The 14761-nt window shown below is 69.3% G+C and carries 12 protein-coding genes; 4 read left to right on the top strand and 8 right to left on the bottom strand.

Annotated elements, in window-relative coordinates; genetic code table 11:
• Nucleotides 1–831, bottom strand: coding sequence for an MlaE family ABC transporter permease (locus ON31_RS14420; protein WP_029932341.1), 831 nt, complete (start codon nucleotides 829–831; stop codon nucleotides 1–3).
• Between the two features lie 207 nt (nucleotides 832–1038).
• Here ON31_RS14420 and ON31_RS14415 point away from each other — a divergent pair, with 207 nt between their 5' ends.
• Nucleotides 1039–1971, top strand: coding sequence for an alpha/beta hydrolase fold domain-containing protein (locus ON31_RS14415; protein WP_039813987.1), 933 nt, complete (start codon nucleotides 1039–1041; stop codon nucleotides 1969–1971).
• A gap of 190 nt (nucleotides 1972–2161) precedes the next feature.
• Here the strand turns inward: ON31_RS14415 and ON31_RS14410 are convergent, their stop codons facing one another.
• Genes ON31_RS14410 through ON31_RS14400 form a run of 4 tightly spaced genes read right to left on the bottom strand, consistent with a single transcriptional unit; the run spans nucleotide 2162 to nucleotide 4920 of the window.
• Nucleotides 2162–3337 (bottom strand): NAD(P)/FAD-dependent oxidoreductase, encoded by a 1176-nt coding sequence (locus ON31_RS14410; RefSeq protein ID WP_039813986.1) that lies wholly within the window; start codon nucleotides 3335–3337, stop codon nucleotides 2162–2164.
• The gene (locus ON31_RS14405; protein ID WP_039813984.1) at nucleotides 3334–3519 is read right to left on the bottom strand and encodes a rubredoxin; all 186 of its coding nucleotides are present in this window, start codon (nucleotides 3517–3519) and stop codon (nucleotides 3334–3336) included. Before ON31_RS14405 ends, ON31_RS14410 begins: the two co-directional genes overlap by 4 nt.
• Complete coding sequence (locus ON31_RS35605) at nucleotides 3512–3700, bottom strand: rubredoxin (protein WP_081592447.1); 189 nt, start codon at nucleotides 3698–3700, stop codon at nucleotides 3512–3514. Before ON31_RS35605 ends, ON31_RS14405 begins: the two co-directional genes overlap by 8 nt.
• Nucleotides 3700–4920 carry an alkane 1-monooxygenase gene (locus ON31_RS14400; RefSeq protein WP_039813983.1) on the bottom strand — a complete coding sequence of 407 codons (1221 nt, stop codon included), beginning with the start codon at nucleotides 4918–4920 and terminating at the stop codon, nucleotides 3700–3702. The genes ON31_RS35605 and ON31_RS14400 overlap by 1 nt, the downstream gene beginning before the upstream one ends.
• A gap of 106 nt (nucleotides 4921–5026) precedes the next feature.
• On the opposite strand from ON31_RS14400, the gene ON31_RS14395 reads away from it, so the two are divergent.
• Nucleotides 5027–5623 (top strand): TetR/AcrR family transcriptional regulator, encoded by a 597-nt coding sequence (locus ON31_RS14395; RefSeq protein ID WP_029932336.1) that lies wholly within the window; start codon nucleotides 5027–5029, stop codon nucleotides 5621–5623.
• A gap of 204 nt (nucleotides 5624–5827) precedes the next feature.
• Nucleotides 5828–8221, top strand: a complete 2394-nt coding sequence (locus ON31_RS14390) for an MFS transporter (protein ID WP_039813982.1) — start codon at nucleotides 5828–5830, stop codon at nucleotides 8219–8221.
• 452 nt (nucleotides 8222–8673) lie between these two features.
• Here the strand turns inward: ON31_RS14390 and ON31_RS14385 are convergent, their stop codons facing one another.
• Together ON31_RS14385 and ON31_RS14380 are read right to left on the bottom strand one after the other, a co-directional pair.
• A complete protein-coding gene (locus ON31_RS14385; protein WP_063821495.1) occupies nucleotides 8674–9807 on the bottom strand; it encodes a nitric oxide synthase oxygenase in 1134 nt (377 codons plus the stop codon).
• Between the two features lie 223 nt (nucleotides 9808–10030).
• Nucleotides 10031–11431 (bottom strand): ABC1 kinase family protein, encoded by a 1401-nt coding sequence (locus ON31_RS14380; RefSeq protein WP_255222102.1) that lies wholly within the window; start codon nucleotides 11429–11431, stop codon nucleotides 10031–10033.
• Nucleotides 11432–11670: 239 nt separating this feature from the next.
• Here ON31_RS14380 and ON31_RS14375 point away from each other — a divergent pair, with 239 nt between their 5' ends.
• Nucleotides 11671–13221 (top strand): acyl-CoA carboxylase subunit beta, encoded by a 1551-nt coding sequence (locus ON31_RS14375; protein WP_039813981.1) that lies wholly within the window; start codon nucleotides 11671–11673, stop codon nucleotides 13219–13221.
• 66 nt (nucleotides 13222–13287) lie between these two features.
• Here the strand turns inward: ON31_RS14375 and ON31_RS14370 are convergent, their stop codons facing one another.
• The gene (locus ON31_RS14370) at nucleotides 13288–14688 is read right to left on the bottom strand and encodes a lipase family protein (RefSeq protein ID WP_255222101.1); all 1401 of its coding nucleotides are present in this window, start codon (nucleotides 14686–14688) and stop codon (nucleotides 13288–13290) included.
• Between the last annotated feature and the right edge of the window lie 73 nt (nucleotides 14689–14761).

Raw genomic sequence — 14761 nt, 5'->3', positions numbered from 1 at the left:
TCACCCCACCTGCTGCGGTAGGAACATCGACACCAGCTGGGTGATCACCAGATTCACGCCGAAGGCGGCGATCACGCCGATCACCACGGCCGCGTTCACGGCATTGGCGACGCCCTTGGGTCCGTGGGTGGCCTCGAGTCCGCGTTGACAGGACACGATGAGCACGATGATGCCGAAGATGACCGCCTTCACGATGGCCACCGCCAGATCGCTCATCTTGGCGAAGGCCGCGAAGGCGGACAGGTAGCTGCCGGGCGTGACGCCCTGGAAGCCGACCGCGATGACGTAGCCGGTGAAGACGCCCATGAAGATGATGAGCATGCACAGCAGCGGCGTGAGCGTGATCATGGCCGCCAGCCGCGGCGCGACCAGTCGGCGCACCGGGTCGATTCCCATGGTGCGCAGGGCATCCACCTCATCGCGAATGGTGCGCGCCCCCAGATCCGAGGCGATGGCCGATCCGGCCGCACCGCCGAGCAGCAGCGCGGTCACCATGGGCGCGCCCTGCCGGATCACCCCCAAACCGCCCGCCGCGCCCGATACCGAGGTCGCGCCCACCTGCTGGGTGAGGCTGCCGACCTGCACCGCGACGATGACGCCGAACGGAATCGCCACCAGCACAGCGGGAATCGCCGTCACGCTGACGATGAACCAGCCCTGCTGTACGGTATCTCGCCACGGATGCCGCAGCCGGACGATATCGATGAACAGCCACCGGAAGGCCGCCACCGCGAGTTGCAGTGTCCGTCCGAATGTCCGCAGCCCCGAGAGTACGAATTCGAGCACCTCCCGAACCAACGGTTCCGGTGCACGAAAAGCCCTGTCGACCAATGTTTACCACCCCACAGCCCCACTGCTTGGTCGATATCGCTCGGCCCCACAGCCGATGGCGTGACCCTATAACAGTTTGGTGACTGACGTGTCAGTCGTCACGAAGTTTGGCGGAATACATCACTGCCCGCTTTCGTGACGGCCGCCACAGTAACCGCACGGCTACCGACCGGGAGGTTCGGCGCGATCGAGACGTATGGTCGATCGATGGAGCCGAGTTTCCTCAGTCGCGTGGTCCTGCCCGGATTCCTGCGCGTCACCCGCCGCAACCGCCCCTTCCGCACCGCCGAGGGCGCTCGTCGCCACATTCGCGAACGCACCCTGCGGCCCCGGCCCTACGGCCCGCCGCGTCGACTGCGGGCGGATGTGACGGTGACGGTGGATCGCGAGCCCGGGTGGCCGGTGTACACGCTGACGCCCCGGTCCGGCACCGTGCACGGTTGCGTGGTGTATGCCCACGGCGGCGGCTGGGTGAACGAGATCGCGTCCCAGCACTGGGCGCTGGCCGCCGATATCGCGGCGCACGCCGGTGCCGCCGTCGTGCTGCCCATTTATCCGCTCATCCCCTACGGCACCGCCGGGCAGGTCGTTTCCGCCATCGCGAAACTGGTGCGGGACAAGCGCTCCGAGTACGGCGAGGTATGCCTGGCCGGGGATTCCGCGGGCGGCCAGATCGCCCTGTCCACCGCCCTGCTGCTGCGCGACGAGCACGACGTGGTGCTCCCGCGCACGGTGTTGATCTCCCCCGCCCTCGAACTGTCACTGAGCAATCCGGAGATCGACGCGGTGCTACCGCGCGATCCGTGGCTGGGCCGCCACGGCTCGCGCGTGCTCACCGAACTCTGGCGCGGCGATCTGCCCTTCACCGACCCCCGCGTCAGTCCGCTCGCGGGCGAGATGTCCGGCCTCGGCCCGCTCACCGTCTTCTGCGGCACCCACGACATCCTGGTGCCCGATACCCGACTGCTGGTGGCGAAGGCCCGTGCGGCCGGTGTCGAGGTCGACTACCACGAACAGCCCGGCCTGGTGCACGTCTACCCGCTCACCCCGACCCCGGAGGGCCGGGCGGCGCGCGGGGTGATCGTCGATCGACTGCGAGCGGCGCTGACGCCGAAGCCGATCCGGCAAGCCGAATCCTGAGCGCCTCTTTCGCACCCACGCGGCGGGTATCCCCCGAGATGTCGCGAATCAGGGCCTGTTGATCCGGTCCCTGCTGCGGAGAAACCCGAGCACCGCCACCACGACGCACGCGCCCTGGTGACACACCCGCGCTGGTGGGTTCGGCGCACAGGCGAGTTCCGCGCGCGATGCGCGGAACTCGCCAGCGCCCTCAGGGCGACGTACCCATTCCAGATTCCCGCTCGGCCGCGATCCGCGCTCGGGCCGAGCGGAATTCGGCGGCGCGGCCGATGGCGGCCACGCCCACCGGCCGGTCGGCGCACGTGGCCTGGATCAGGACGCTCGGGGTGGCGAAGCTGCCGTCGACGACGATCTCCTCGGCCCGGTCGAACCGGCCCGCGAATTGCAGGTTCACGCCGTACTGTGTCGACCAGCCCCAGGCCGCCTCGAGGGGTGGCGGATCGACGCCGAGCATGGCTTTCGCGGCCGCCGCCCCCTGCGACTGGGCGCTGTTCCAGTGCTCCTCGCGGCGGTGCGTGCCGAGCGCCGGGTCGAAGCGGGCGGCGGCGTCACCGGCGGCGTAGATGCCGGGCACGGAGGTGCGGTGGCGGTCGTCGACCAGGATGCCGTCGGCGACGGCCAGCCCGGCGGCCGCGGCCAGATCGGTGTTCGGGGTCGCGCCGATGGCGATCAGGGCGGTGGGGGCCGACCAGGTGCGGCCGTCGGCGGCGGTGGCGAGCACGCCGGTGTCGGTGTCGTCGAGGCGGTCGAGCAGGACGTCGGTGTGGATCCGGACGCCGTGATCGGCGTGCAGCCGCCGGTAGTACTCGCCGACGACGGCGGGGACCACCCGGTCCAGCGGCGTGGGCCCGGCGTGCAGCACCGTCACGCGCACGCCCAGCCCGGCGAGTGTGGCGGCCACCTCGCAGCCGATCAGTCCGGCACCGACGATCAGCAGCGAACCGCCGTCGAAAGCGGCCGCGCGCAACGGGTTCACATCGGCCACACCGCGCAGGGTGTGCATATTGCGCGCGGTACCGGGCAGGCGGCGGGGCCGCGCGCCGGTGGCCAGCAGCAACCGGTCGTAGCCGAGCATGGTGCCGTCGGACAGGCGCACTTTGGCGGCGTCCGGTTCGATGGCCTCGACACTGGTGTCGGTGCGCAGGTCGATATCGAGGGCGGGCCAGGTATCCGCCGATTCCAGCAGCGTGCGGGGTTCGGCGGCGGTCGCGGCGAGTATCTCCTTGGAGACCATCGGCCGCCGGTACGGCAGCCCGGACTCGGCCCCGACGAGCACGACCTCGCCCGAATAGCCCTCGCGGCGCAGGGTTTTGGCCGCCGTCGCCCCGGCCACGCCCGCACCGGCGATCACGATGCGCGCGGTCATGCGCGGCTGACCTCGACCATCTCGAAATCGGCCTTGGCCGCCCCGCAATCCGGGCAGGACCAGTCCTCGGGAATGTCGTCCCAGCGGGTGCCGGGTTCGATGCCGTCCTCCGGCCAGCCCAGCGCCTCGTCGTATTCGAAACCGCACTGGATGCAGCGGAAGAGTTTGTAGTCGTTACTCATGGGCGGGTCCTGTGGGAGTGGAAAGGGATTCGAAGTCGATCTTTTCGCGCACCCCGCAGTCCGGGCAGCACCAGTCGTCGGGCACCGCGGACCACGGGGTACCGGCCGGAAACCCCTCGCGGGGCGCACCGGCGGCTTCGTCGTAGACGTATTCGCACACGGGGCAGCGGTAGGCGGACATCAGCTCGCTCCGTACCGCGCCAGCACGCGCTCGCGCTTGCCGGGCTGGATGTTCGCGCGGGTGATGTCTCCGTCGTAGTGCGCGAGCACCCGGTGGTCCATGACCTTGCGCCACAGCGGGGGGAAGTAGGCCAGGCCGATCATGCTCGCGTAACCGCTGGGCAGATTGGGCGCGCCGTCCATACTGCGCAGAATCTGGTAGCGCCGAGTCGGATTGGCGTGGTGGTCGCTGTGCCGCTGCAGGTGGTACAGGAAGATATTGGTCACGATGTGGTCGGAGTTCCAGCTGTGCTCCGGCGTGCAGCGCTCGTAGCGGCCGGACGGGGTCCGCTGCCGCAGCAGCCCGTAGTGCTCCAGATAGTTCACCGTCTCCAGCAGTGAGAAACCGTAGACGGCCTGGATCACCAGGAACGGCAGCACCATCGGGCCGAAGACGGCGGCCAGCGCACCCCACAGCACCACCGTCATGAGCCAGGCGTTGAGCACGTCGTTGCGTATCGTCCACGGCGACTTGCCGAGTCGGCGCAGTCGCGTCTTCTCCAACTCCCACGACGAGGTCAGGCTGCCCCATACGCTGCGCGGCAGGAAGCTCCAGAACGATTCGGCGAAGCGGGCGCTGGCCGGATCCTCGGGAGTCGCCACCCGCACGTGGTGGCCGCGGTTGTGCTCGATGTAGAAGTGGCCGTAGAAGGTCTGCGCCAGCGTGATCTTGGACAGCCAGCGCTCGAGTTCGTCCTTCTTGTGGCCGAGTTCGTGTGCGGTATTGATGCCGACACCACCCATCACGCCGATGCTCAGCGCCAGCCCGATCTTGGAGATCGGACTCAGCCCGCCGTCGATCCCCAGCCACGACAGGTTGTCGGCCGTCCACAGATAGGCCGCGAACACCAGGCTCAGCAGCTGGAACGGAATGTAGGCGTAGACGCAGTAGCGGTAGTACCGGTCGGCCTCCAGCCGCGCCATTACCTCCTCGGGCGGGTTCTGCCCGTCGGGGCCGAAGAACCGGTCCAGCAGCGGCAGCAGCACGTAGACCAGCACCGGGCCGATCCACCACCACAGCGAGGATACGGCCTGCCAGCCCAGTTGATCGAACGCCCACACGAAGCCGGTGGCCAGGAAGATGGCGGTCGGCGCGACCAGGCCGAACAGCCAGAGGTAGCGCTTGCGATCGCGCCACTGCGGGGTCGCGTCCAGGGACTCGGGGTGTCGAGATGTCGTCATTGTCGATCTCCTATTTACACTTCATGACGAAGTGTATTCATTACATACACATCAGATACATCTGTCAATGATCGAACGCTCGACCTGGTCATGTACGATCAGGACCGTGGCTGAAGCGGCGAACTTCCAGACCGAAATGCGCCAACTCCTGCGCGAGCGCGTGCTCGACACCGCGCGCCGCCTGGTCGTCACCGAGGGCTGGGGCGCGGTGAACATGTCGCGGGTGGCCAAGGAGGTCGGCGTCAGCCGCCCGGTCCTCTACAAGGAGATCGGCACCAAACAGGATCTGGCCGATGTGGTCATCCGCCAGGAGGTCGACACCTTCCTCGTCGGCATCGCCGACTGCCTGGCGGCCCATCCGGACGATCCGGTCGCGGGAGCCACCGCCGCCGTGGACTACACGCTGCGCACCGGAGCCGACAACACCCTGCTCAAGGCCGTGCTGTCCGGACGATCGGGTGCGGACACCACCCTGCTGCCGACGCTGATGACCGAAACCGAACCGGTCCTCGGCCGCGCGGTCGCGGCGGTGGCGCTGACCCTGCGCACCCGGTACGGCCTCCCCGATCTGTCCGACACCGAACTGGCCGACCGCACCGAAACCCTGGTGCGCCTTGCCCTCAGCCACCTGTTCCAGCCCACCGGCCCCACCGAACGCGCGGTCGAACAGATCCGTCCGGTCATCGCACATCTCTTCGCCTAGAAGCGGCGGTTGTAACTCCGGATACGCCAGGGGTTAGTATTCGATCACGCCGACCCTGGATTTCCGTGGCCTAGTGCCGGAATCACGTGGGTCCCAGCACGGTTCGGGCAGGCACGTGCGCTGCCCGAACCCGTTTCACCGGCTCGACTCTCGTATCGCGAAGTTCCACCACGGATTGCCGACGATTTGAAACAGGGCCCTACGATGACGAATTCGACTCTCGCGACGACGGCGGATGCCGACGGCGCGGCGGCGGCACCGCTGTCGCACCGCCGGATCCTCACGATCCTGTCCGGACTGCTGCTCGCGGTCTTCCTGGCCGCGCTCGACCAGAACATTGTCAGTGTCGCGATCGTGAAGATCGCCAATAGTCTGCACGGTTTCGAGGAACAGGCGTGGGCCACCACGGCGTACCTCATCACCGCGACCATCGCCACCCCGCTGTACGGCAAGCTCGCCGATATCTACGGCCGTAAACCCTGCTATCTCATCGCCATCGGGGTGTTCGTCATCGGTTCGGCGGCCTGCGCCTTCGCCACCTCCATGTACCAGCTCGCGGGATTCCGGGCCGTGCAGGGCATCGGCGCGGGCGGCCTGATGTCCCTGGCGCTCACCATAATCGGCGATATCGTGCCCGCCCGGGAACGGGTGCGCTACCAGGGCTACTTCATGATGGTGTTCGGCATCGCCACCGTGGTCGGGCCGGTGCTGGGCGGATTCTTCTCCGACTACGAACGACTCATCGGCCTGGACGGGTGGCGGTGGGTCTTCCTGGTGAACGTGCCCATCGGGGCGCTGGCACTGCTGGTGGTGGCCAAATGGCTGGACGTTCCCTTCGTCCGGCAGCGCCAGCGCATCGACTGGCCGGGCGGGCTCGCGCTCACCGCCGCCGTGGTGCCGCTGCTCATCGTGGCCGAGCAAGGCCGGGACTGGGGCTGGGATTCGCGGCGGGCGCTGCTCTGCTACGGCATCGCGGCGGTGGGCGCGCTGGCCTTCCTGCTCGTCGAGGCGCTCATGCGCGAGGCGGCGCTGATCCCGCTGCGGCTGTTCCGCAGCGGCACCTTCGGCATCGCCATCCTGGCCGGATTCATCGTGGGCATCGCCATGTTCGGCGGCATCACCATGGTGCCGCTGTATCTGCAAGTGGTGCGCGGCTATTCGCCCACCACGGCCGGCCTGCTCATGCTGCCGCTGGTGCTGGGCATCATGGTCGGCGCGCAGGGGGCCGGACTCGTCACCAAGTACACCGGGCGCTACAAGATGCTGCCCGTGCTGGGCACCTTCGTCATGGCCGTCGGCGCGGGACTGTTCGCCCGCGTGGAATTCGACAGCCCGATGTGGCAGATCATGGTCTACACCACCGTGATCGGCTTCGGACTCGGCGGCTGCATGCAGACCCTGATCATCGCGGCGCAGAACGCCTGTCCCCCGGCGGATATGGGCGTCTCCACGGCGGCGGCGACCTTCTTCCGCCAGATGGGCGGCACCCTCGGCGTCGCGGTCTTCCTCACCATCCTGTTCAATCTGCTGCCCGAGCGGATCGTGCGCGCCTTCGGCGGGCAGCTGCCGCCCGGACTCGACGGCGCGGGCCTGGAACGCATTCAGAGCGACACCACCGCCATGGCGGCGCTGCCCGCGCAGCTGCGCAAGCCCATTCTCATCGGCTTCACCGAATCGGTGCAGGGCGTGTTCTGGGTGGCGACGGGGGTGTCGCTGCTGGCCTGCCTGGTGCTGATGTTCATGAAAGAGATTCCGCTGCTGGAGGATCGGCCCGCGCCACCGGTCGCGACGCCCGCCGCCGGGACCGTCCTCGACGCCGACGAGCTGCCGCTCACCGGCCGCGTTCGCGACCGCGACGACAATCCGGTACCCGAGACCGTGCTCACCCTCATCGACCAGCACGGGCATCAGGTGTCGCGCAGCACCGGGAATGCGCACGGCGAGTACACCATCGGCGCACCCGAGCCCGGCGCGTACGTGCTCATCGTCGCCGCGGGCGGCCATCAGCCCAGTGCCGTGAGCGTCACCGTCGGCCATCGCCCGCAGCACCTGGACCTGACATTGCCGGGCGCGGGCGAACTCACCGGCGTGGTGCGCTCGGCGCTGCGCGGCGATCCCCTGGCCGGGGCCACCATCACCCTCACCGATCCGCGCGGCGATGTGGTCGGCACGGCCGTCACCGCCCCCGACGGGGGCTATGTGTGCCACGGCGTGGTGTCGGGCACCTACACGCTGGTCGCGGTCGCCGACCACATGCGCCCGCGCGCGACCACGCTCACCGTGCCCGACAGCGGCCTGCTGCGCCACGACGTGGAGTTGGCCCCCATGGCGGTACTCACCGGATTCGCCTGGGCCGACGAGGGCCGCCCGGTATCCGACGCCCAGATCACCGTCCTGGACGCGGCGGGCGACGTCACCGCCACCACCCGCACCGACACGACCGGCCACTACACCGTGCCCGACCTCCCGTCCGGCGAGTACACGGTGGTGGCGCGCGGCTACCCGCCCATGACCGGTCGCGTCGCGGTGGACAGCGGCGAGGTCACCCACGACGTCCGACTCGGATACTTCAGCGACGACGTACCCAGCCCGGCCTGACCGACGGCGTGTTTCGCTCGGCCGGACCGACGACGTGCCCCGCCCAGTCCGGACAACGGCGTATTCCGCTCAGCCGGCCAGACGGCGTGCCCCATCCGGCCCGACCGACAACGTGCCCCGCCCGGCCCGACCGGACCGCGTGCCCCACTCGGCCCCAACCGACGGCGCTACACCCGCACCCGTCATGGTCGGGCCTCCTGTGCGGCCGCCCCGCCGCCGACCTGCTCGCCGCGCTCCCGGTCGCGCGTTGCAGGCTGACAGCGGGTTGCCGCGACAGCACGGGTGTCCGGACCACGCAGGCAGGGTGCGAATTCGCCTGGGCGAGCGCCTATCCGGTACTCCGGCCGCTCGAGTGCGGCGGGACGGTCGATGCCGACGTCCGCGCCTGGCGGTCCGGGCCGTGCCGGGCTGGGCCAGTTCAAGCCAAGTCGGACCGGGACACGGCGATCCGATCAACCCCGCAGTAAGCGCCACAGTGACCGCCGTTTCGGCGGCGCGCTGACGTCTGTCGAAACAGCTTGTGGTGCAGTCGGTCTCATCGCGTCGCGGTGCACGAACGCGGGGCGCAGCCGCGGGTCCGGCGGGTCGTAGTAGCGGTGGAAGGTCGGGGTCAGGCTGGCGGACAGGGGCGGGTTGATCCAGCTCCAGTCGGCGGGGCAGGCGCGGCCGGCGGCGTTCTCGCGGTCGACGTGGTCGACGAACTGCCGGGCCACGGTGTGGTGGTCCACCAGGTGCACGCGGGATCGCTTGTAGCTGTGCAGGATCGCGCGGCTCAACTCCACCAGGGCTCGGTCCCGCCAGAGCGTGCGGTCGCTGCTGCGATCCAGGTCCATGCGGTCGGCGATCTCCGGCAGGGTGTCGTAGCGGTCGCTGTCGCCGAGATCGCGGCCGATCTCCGAGGACACGTACCAGCCGTTGAACGGCGCGCACACATAGTCGACGCCGCCGATCTCCAGATCCATGTTCGAGACGGCCGGAACCGCGTACCAGCGCAGCCCGAGTTCGGCGAACCAGGCGTACTCGGGATGGTGCAGCGGCACCTCGAGCACCAGGTCGCGCGGCAGGTCGAAGCGGTGCACCGCGTCGTCGGGGGTGTGGATCAGCAAGGGCAGCAGGTCGAATCGCCCACCGGCCCCGCGCCAGCCGAGTTCCTCGGCGAACGCCGTCAACTCCACGGTGGCGGGGTCGCCCACCACCTCACCGCCGACCCGGTATCCGGCGTAGCGCACCAGTTGCGGATTGAGAATGCGGAAACCGCGCCCGCTCGGCCGCGCGGGCGGGCCGATGGTGATCACCGAGCGCACCGCCCCACCGTTGGTGGCCCGCCGCAGATGTGCGAAACATGCCTCGGCGATCTCGGCGGGCGTGCTGGCCGTGCGCGCGTCCAGCACCTCCAGCGCCCGCCAGTGCTTGCGGCCCACGCACCGATCGTGATTGCGCCAGGCCAGTTTCGCGCCGATGCTCAATTCCTCCGGGGTGTGCCGGTACACCCCGGTGCGCCGCAGTCCGGCCAGTGCGTCCGCGCACCGCGAACCGGGCAGATGCGCCAGTTCGGGTTGGCCGAAGAATCGCTCGCAATCCCGCATACGCTCCTCGGTCGAGGGGCGGCGACCCGATGGGGTCACCGCCGCGTCGCCGCGCTGTACGCCCGCGACCGCAGAGAGAATCGTCATGAAGTTGTCGCCTCCGTGGATACCGTCGCTGATCGCCCGAGAGCCCCGCGTGCATCCCCTTGCCCGCTGACCAATATCGCACGATCACGGGCCGGATTTGCTCGGAATCAACGAGGAGGTCCGATTCGGCGGCGAATCAGTCGGTCGGCATCCCGGTACCGGCCTCGGCGGCCTTGGCGGCAACCTCGTCCGGGAAGATGTTCCGGAACAGGTAGAGATCCTTGCCGAGCTTCCAGCCCGGCGCCAGGGCTACCGCATAGCGTTCGAAGTAGCCGAGCTGTTTGCCCATGAGTATGAGCTGCTGCGGACCGGAAGCCCCACGACGCTTGCCGAATTCGAGCAGCCGCGCCGACACCACGCCCAGGTCGAGCTTGTCCAGGCTGCCCGACAGCACCGGGCCGAGCGCGACCGCCAGCTGACGGCCGATGGTGGCGTCGTCACCGCTGTCGTCGGAGACCAGGTCGAGGGCGCGCAGCGCGCGGGCCACCGGACGGAAGTCGTTGTCGATGGCGGAGGCGTAGAACAGCGCGCGCACGAAGTCGCGCCACTCGTTCTCCATCCGCCCGACGATGCCGAAGTCCAGCATGGCCACCCGGCCGTCGTCGAGCAGCCACAGATTGCCCGCGTGCACGTCGCCGTGGAACAGGCCGTGCACGGCCACGCTCTCCATCCACGCCTTCACCAGGCGGCGGATCAGCAGTTCCGGTTCGGGGTGGGCGGCGCGGATATCGTCGAAGCGGTCCAGCGGCAGCCCGCGCATCCGTTCCATGCACAGCACCCGGGGGGCGCAGTAGTCCCAATACACCTCGGGGACGGCGACATTGGTGTTGTCGCCGAAGGCCGCCAGGTTGGCGCGGGCGCGGGTCTGGTTGTCGGCCTCGATGAGGAAGTTCAGCTCCGCCACGGTGGCCTCGTAGAGATCGCGCACCATGCCCGAGGCATTGGCCACCCGGGCGTTCTCCGACCGCTTCTCCATGGCCTGGGCCAGGCGCAGCGCGGCGCGCAGGTCCACGATCATGCGGCGGGCGATGTCGGGGCGCTGCACCTTCACCACGGCCGGGCGGCCGTCGGCCAGCACACAGCCGTGCACCTGAGCCATGGAGGCCGCCGACAGCGGGACGTCGTCGAACTCTCGGAACAGCTCGGAGATCGGCTTGCCCAGCTCGGCGGCGATGATGGCCTTGGCCTCGGCGGCCGGGAAGGGCTTCATATCGTCGAGGCAGCGCAGGCAGGCGTCGGCGAATTCGCGCGGGAAGGTGCCGGGCGAGGAGGCGATGAGCTGGCCGAGCTTCACGAACAGCGGGCCGAGGTGTTCGAAGCCGTCCACCATGCCGTCGGCCACGGCGCGCTTGCGCGCGGCGGGCCGCAGCCCGTGCCGGACCACCCGCTTGAGAATCGAGCTGCTGAGCACGGTGCCGATGGTGACGGTGCGCTTGACCTCGGAGAACCGGAAGGTATCCAGGTTCGGGCGGATCACCTCGTACGGGTGTGCCGCCGCCTCGCCGACCACGTGATCACCTACCACTACCGCACTCACCGTCGTAGCCGCCCCTTGCTCTCGTTTCGATCCGGCGCTCGCCGCCGCTACTCGTGTTTCGCACCGAAGTGTACGACCGGATGGCCCCTGCCGACCGGTCGGCAGGCCGCAACCGCACGCGATCACTGGTTCGGCACGGGTGCGGCACTGTACCGTGGGCGGTCGGTAGCCGCGATCCGGCACGCCGACAGTGACCGGTTCGGGTCGCTGACCTGATGGTGGAAGGGCAAGACCGAGGTATGACGGGCACACAGGAGAAGCTCGCCGAACTGCGCAAGCTCCTGGAGATCGCCGAAGAACCGGCCGGTGAGGCCGCGATCGAAAAGCGTAGGAAGAAAGGCATTCCCAGCGCCCGAGAACGGGTGGGCATGCTCCTGGACCCCGGGACCTTCGTGGAACTGGGCGCGCTGGTTCGGCAGCCCGGCGTCGCGAACGCCACCTACGGTGACGGCGTGGTGACCGGCCGCGGCTATATCGACGGCCGCCCGGTGGTGGTGATCTCCCACGATCAGACCGTGTACGGCGGCTCGGTGAGCGAGATGTTCGGCCGCAAGGTGCGTGCCGCCATGGACTTCGCCTACAACAACGCCTGCCCGGTGGTCTGCATCAACGACTCCGGCGGCGCGCGCATCCAGGACGGCGTGGCCTCGCTGGCCTGGTACGCCATCATGTGCCGGTTGCAGGAGGATCTGTCCGGGTACGTGCCCATGGTGGCCGTCATGCTCGGCAAATGCGCCGCCGGATCGGTGTACGGGCCGATCAATATGGACGTCCTGGTGGCCACCGAGGATTCGTACATGTTCGTCACGGGCCCGGAGGTCATCAAGGCCGTGACCGGCTCGTCGGTCACCGCCGAGGAGCTGGGCGGGGCGCGGGCCCTGGAGCAGAACGGCACCGTGCACCACGTCGCCAAGACCGAGGCCGACGCCTTCGCCTGGGTGCGCGACTACCTGAACTACCTGCCGACCAGCTGCCTGGAGCAGCCGCCGATCGTGAATCCGGGCCTGGAGCCCGAGCTCACCGACACCGACCGCGAACTGGACCGGATCATCCCGGATTCCGACAAGGTCGGCTACGACATGCACGACATCCTGCTGCGCATCTTCGACGACGGCGAATTCCACGAGATCAGCGCCAAGACCTCGGCCAATCTCATCACCGGTTTCGCCCGCGTGGACGGCCGACCGGTCGGTGTGATCGCCAATCAGCCGCTGGTACTGGGCGGCGCGCTCGACGCGGCCTGCTCGGACAAGGCGGCGCATTTCATCCGTCTGTGCGACGCCTTCGGACTGCCGCTGGTGTACGTGGTCGACACCCCGGGCGTGCTGCCCGGCGTGGACGAGGAGCGCAATCACGTCATCAAGCGCGGCGGCCGCATGTTCCGCGCCCTCATCGAGGCCACCGTGCCGATCGTGACCGTGGTGACCCGCAAGGCGTACGGCGGCGGCTACGCGGTGATGGGCTGCAAGCAGCTGGGCGCCGATATCAGCCTGGCCTGGCCGACCGCGCGGCTGGCGGTCATGGGCGCGGAATCCATGGTGTCCATCGTGGGCCGCCGCCAGCTGGCCGCCGCCCCGGAGGACCAGCGCGAGACGCTCAAGCAGCAGATGATCGACTTCTACAACGCCACCGTGGCGACGCCGTGGACGGCGGCGGAGCGGGGCTACATCGACGCGGTCATCGAACCGTCGACCACGCGCCTGGAGATCCGCAAGGCGCTGCGGCTGCTGCGCGACAAGGGCGCGGTGCGCAAGCCCAACCCGCGCAAGCACAATCTGTACCCGATGTGAGTCGAGATCGTCCCGGCCGTACGCGGCCGGGACCGGTCATGGGCCGGGCGCCTCGCCCCCACGGCGTCAACACTCGCTGACCGCGGGCACGCCGCGCAGCCGCTCGTCCAGCCACAGCACGGCCTCGGGATAGCCGGTCAGGGCGGCGACGATGTGCTCGCCGAAAACGCTGCGGTACACCACGTTCGCGCCCAGCGCGCACTGCTCGCGGACCAGATCGCGCGCGCCCCGCACCGGCACCCAGAACTCCTGCTCACCGTGGTAGACGAACAGCGGCACCGGTGATCTGCGATCCTCCAGACGCGTGATGCGGTAGATGTCGCGGGCCAGGTCGCTGTGCAGCGGGTCGGGGATGTTCGCGGCGATATCCATGGGCAGCAGGAAGACGCCCGGGAGCGCGAAGACGTCCACGCACTGATTCTTCATGAACGAGGTCCCCACCCAGCGGGCGAGATTGTTCATGCGCGCGAGGATCTCGGGCCGCTCCCGCCCGACGGCGAAGGTCGCCCCGAGGAACACCCCGGATGCGAGATTGGCGTTCATGCTCCCGGCGAGGATCTCGTAGTCCACCGGTACGCCCCCGAGCGCCGCCCCGACCACCACCTCCGCCAGCTCCGGCGCGTACTCGCCCATGAGTTTGGCCGCGGCGTTGGTGGCGATGGCGCCGCCGGAGTATCCGATCATCCCGAACCGGCTGTCGCCGAACTCGTCCGACAGCCATCCCCGCACCGCGCGCATGGCGTCGAGTACCGCGTGCCCGGCCACATACGGCTCCGCGTACGCCATGCGCGGACCCTCGTGGTCGGGAATCAGCACCGCGTACCCGCGGGCCATGGCCAGCTGGGTGGTGGGCGGAATGAACTCCGACAGGTTCGTCTTGAAGCTGATCCCGTGCGTCAGTGTGTAACTCGGACTGCAATCGCGGCCGAGACCGTTGATCGGCACATTGTTCACCACGATCGGACGGTCCCCCTCCCCCGTCCACGCCGCCGCCGGAATCACCAGGGACGCCACGGCATAGGACGGCAGCCCACGCGAATCGGTGGTGCGGTACTTGAGCTGAAGCACCTGCCGCACCGGGAGGAACAGCAGCGGCGCGGCCGTGGCGCTGACATCACGCCAGGCGACGAGCGCGCCGGGGGCGAGTTCGTCGAGCCGCTCGGGCCAGTGGTCGATGAAATGATCGCCGATGGGATCCGGCAACACCGCCGCGCGCAGCGCCGCCAGCTCCGGCGGCAATCCGCCGCCGTCCACCAGCGGAGTCGCCGGGGCGGGCGGCAGCGCCGGGGCGGGAATGACCCGGTCGATCCACTCGTGCGGCCCGGGCAGCTGGACACCGGGCAGCGCGGGTGTCGAGGGGCCGAGCACCGGCTCGGCCGCGGCCGGATGCCCGCCGTGGATCTGACCGGCGAGGGCGGCGCACCCGACCACCAAGGCCGCCACGACCATTCGCGCACTACGGCTCACACCTGACCCCTACGCGTACTCGCTCGACCCTCTCGGCCCCGACGGCCGGGCACTTGCAGGCTAGCGGCGGGAC

The sequence above is a fragment of the Nocardia otitidiscaviarum NBRC 14405 genome, from assembly GCF_000308635.1.
GTDB lineage: Bacteria > Actinomycetota > Actinomycetes > Mycobacteriales > Mycobacteriaceae > Nocardia > Nocardia otitidiscaviarum.
Note: the sequence above shows the minus strand (reverse complement) of the source record. Positions and strands in the feature narration are given on the sequence as shown.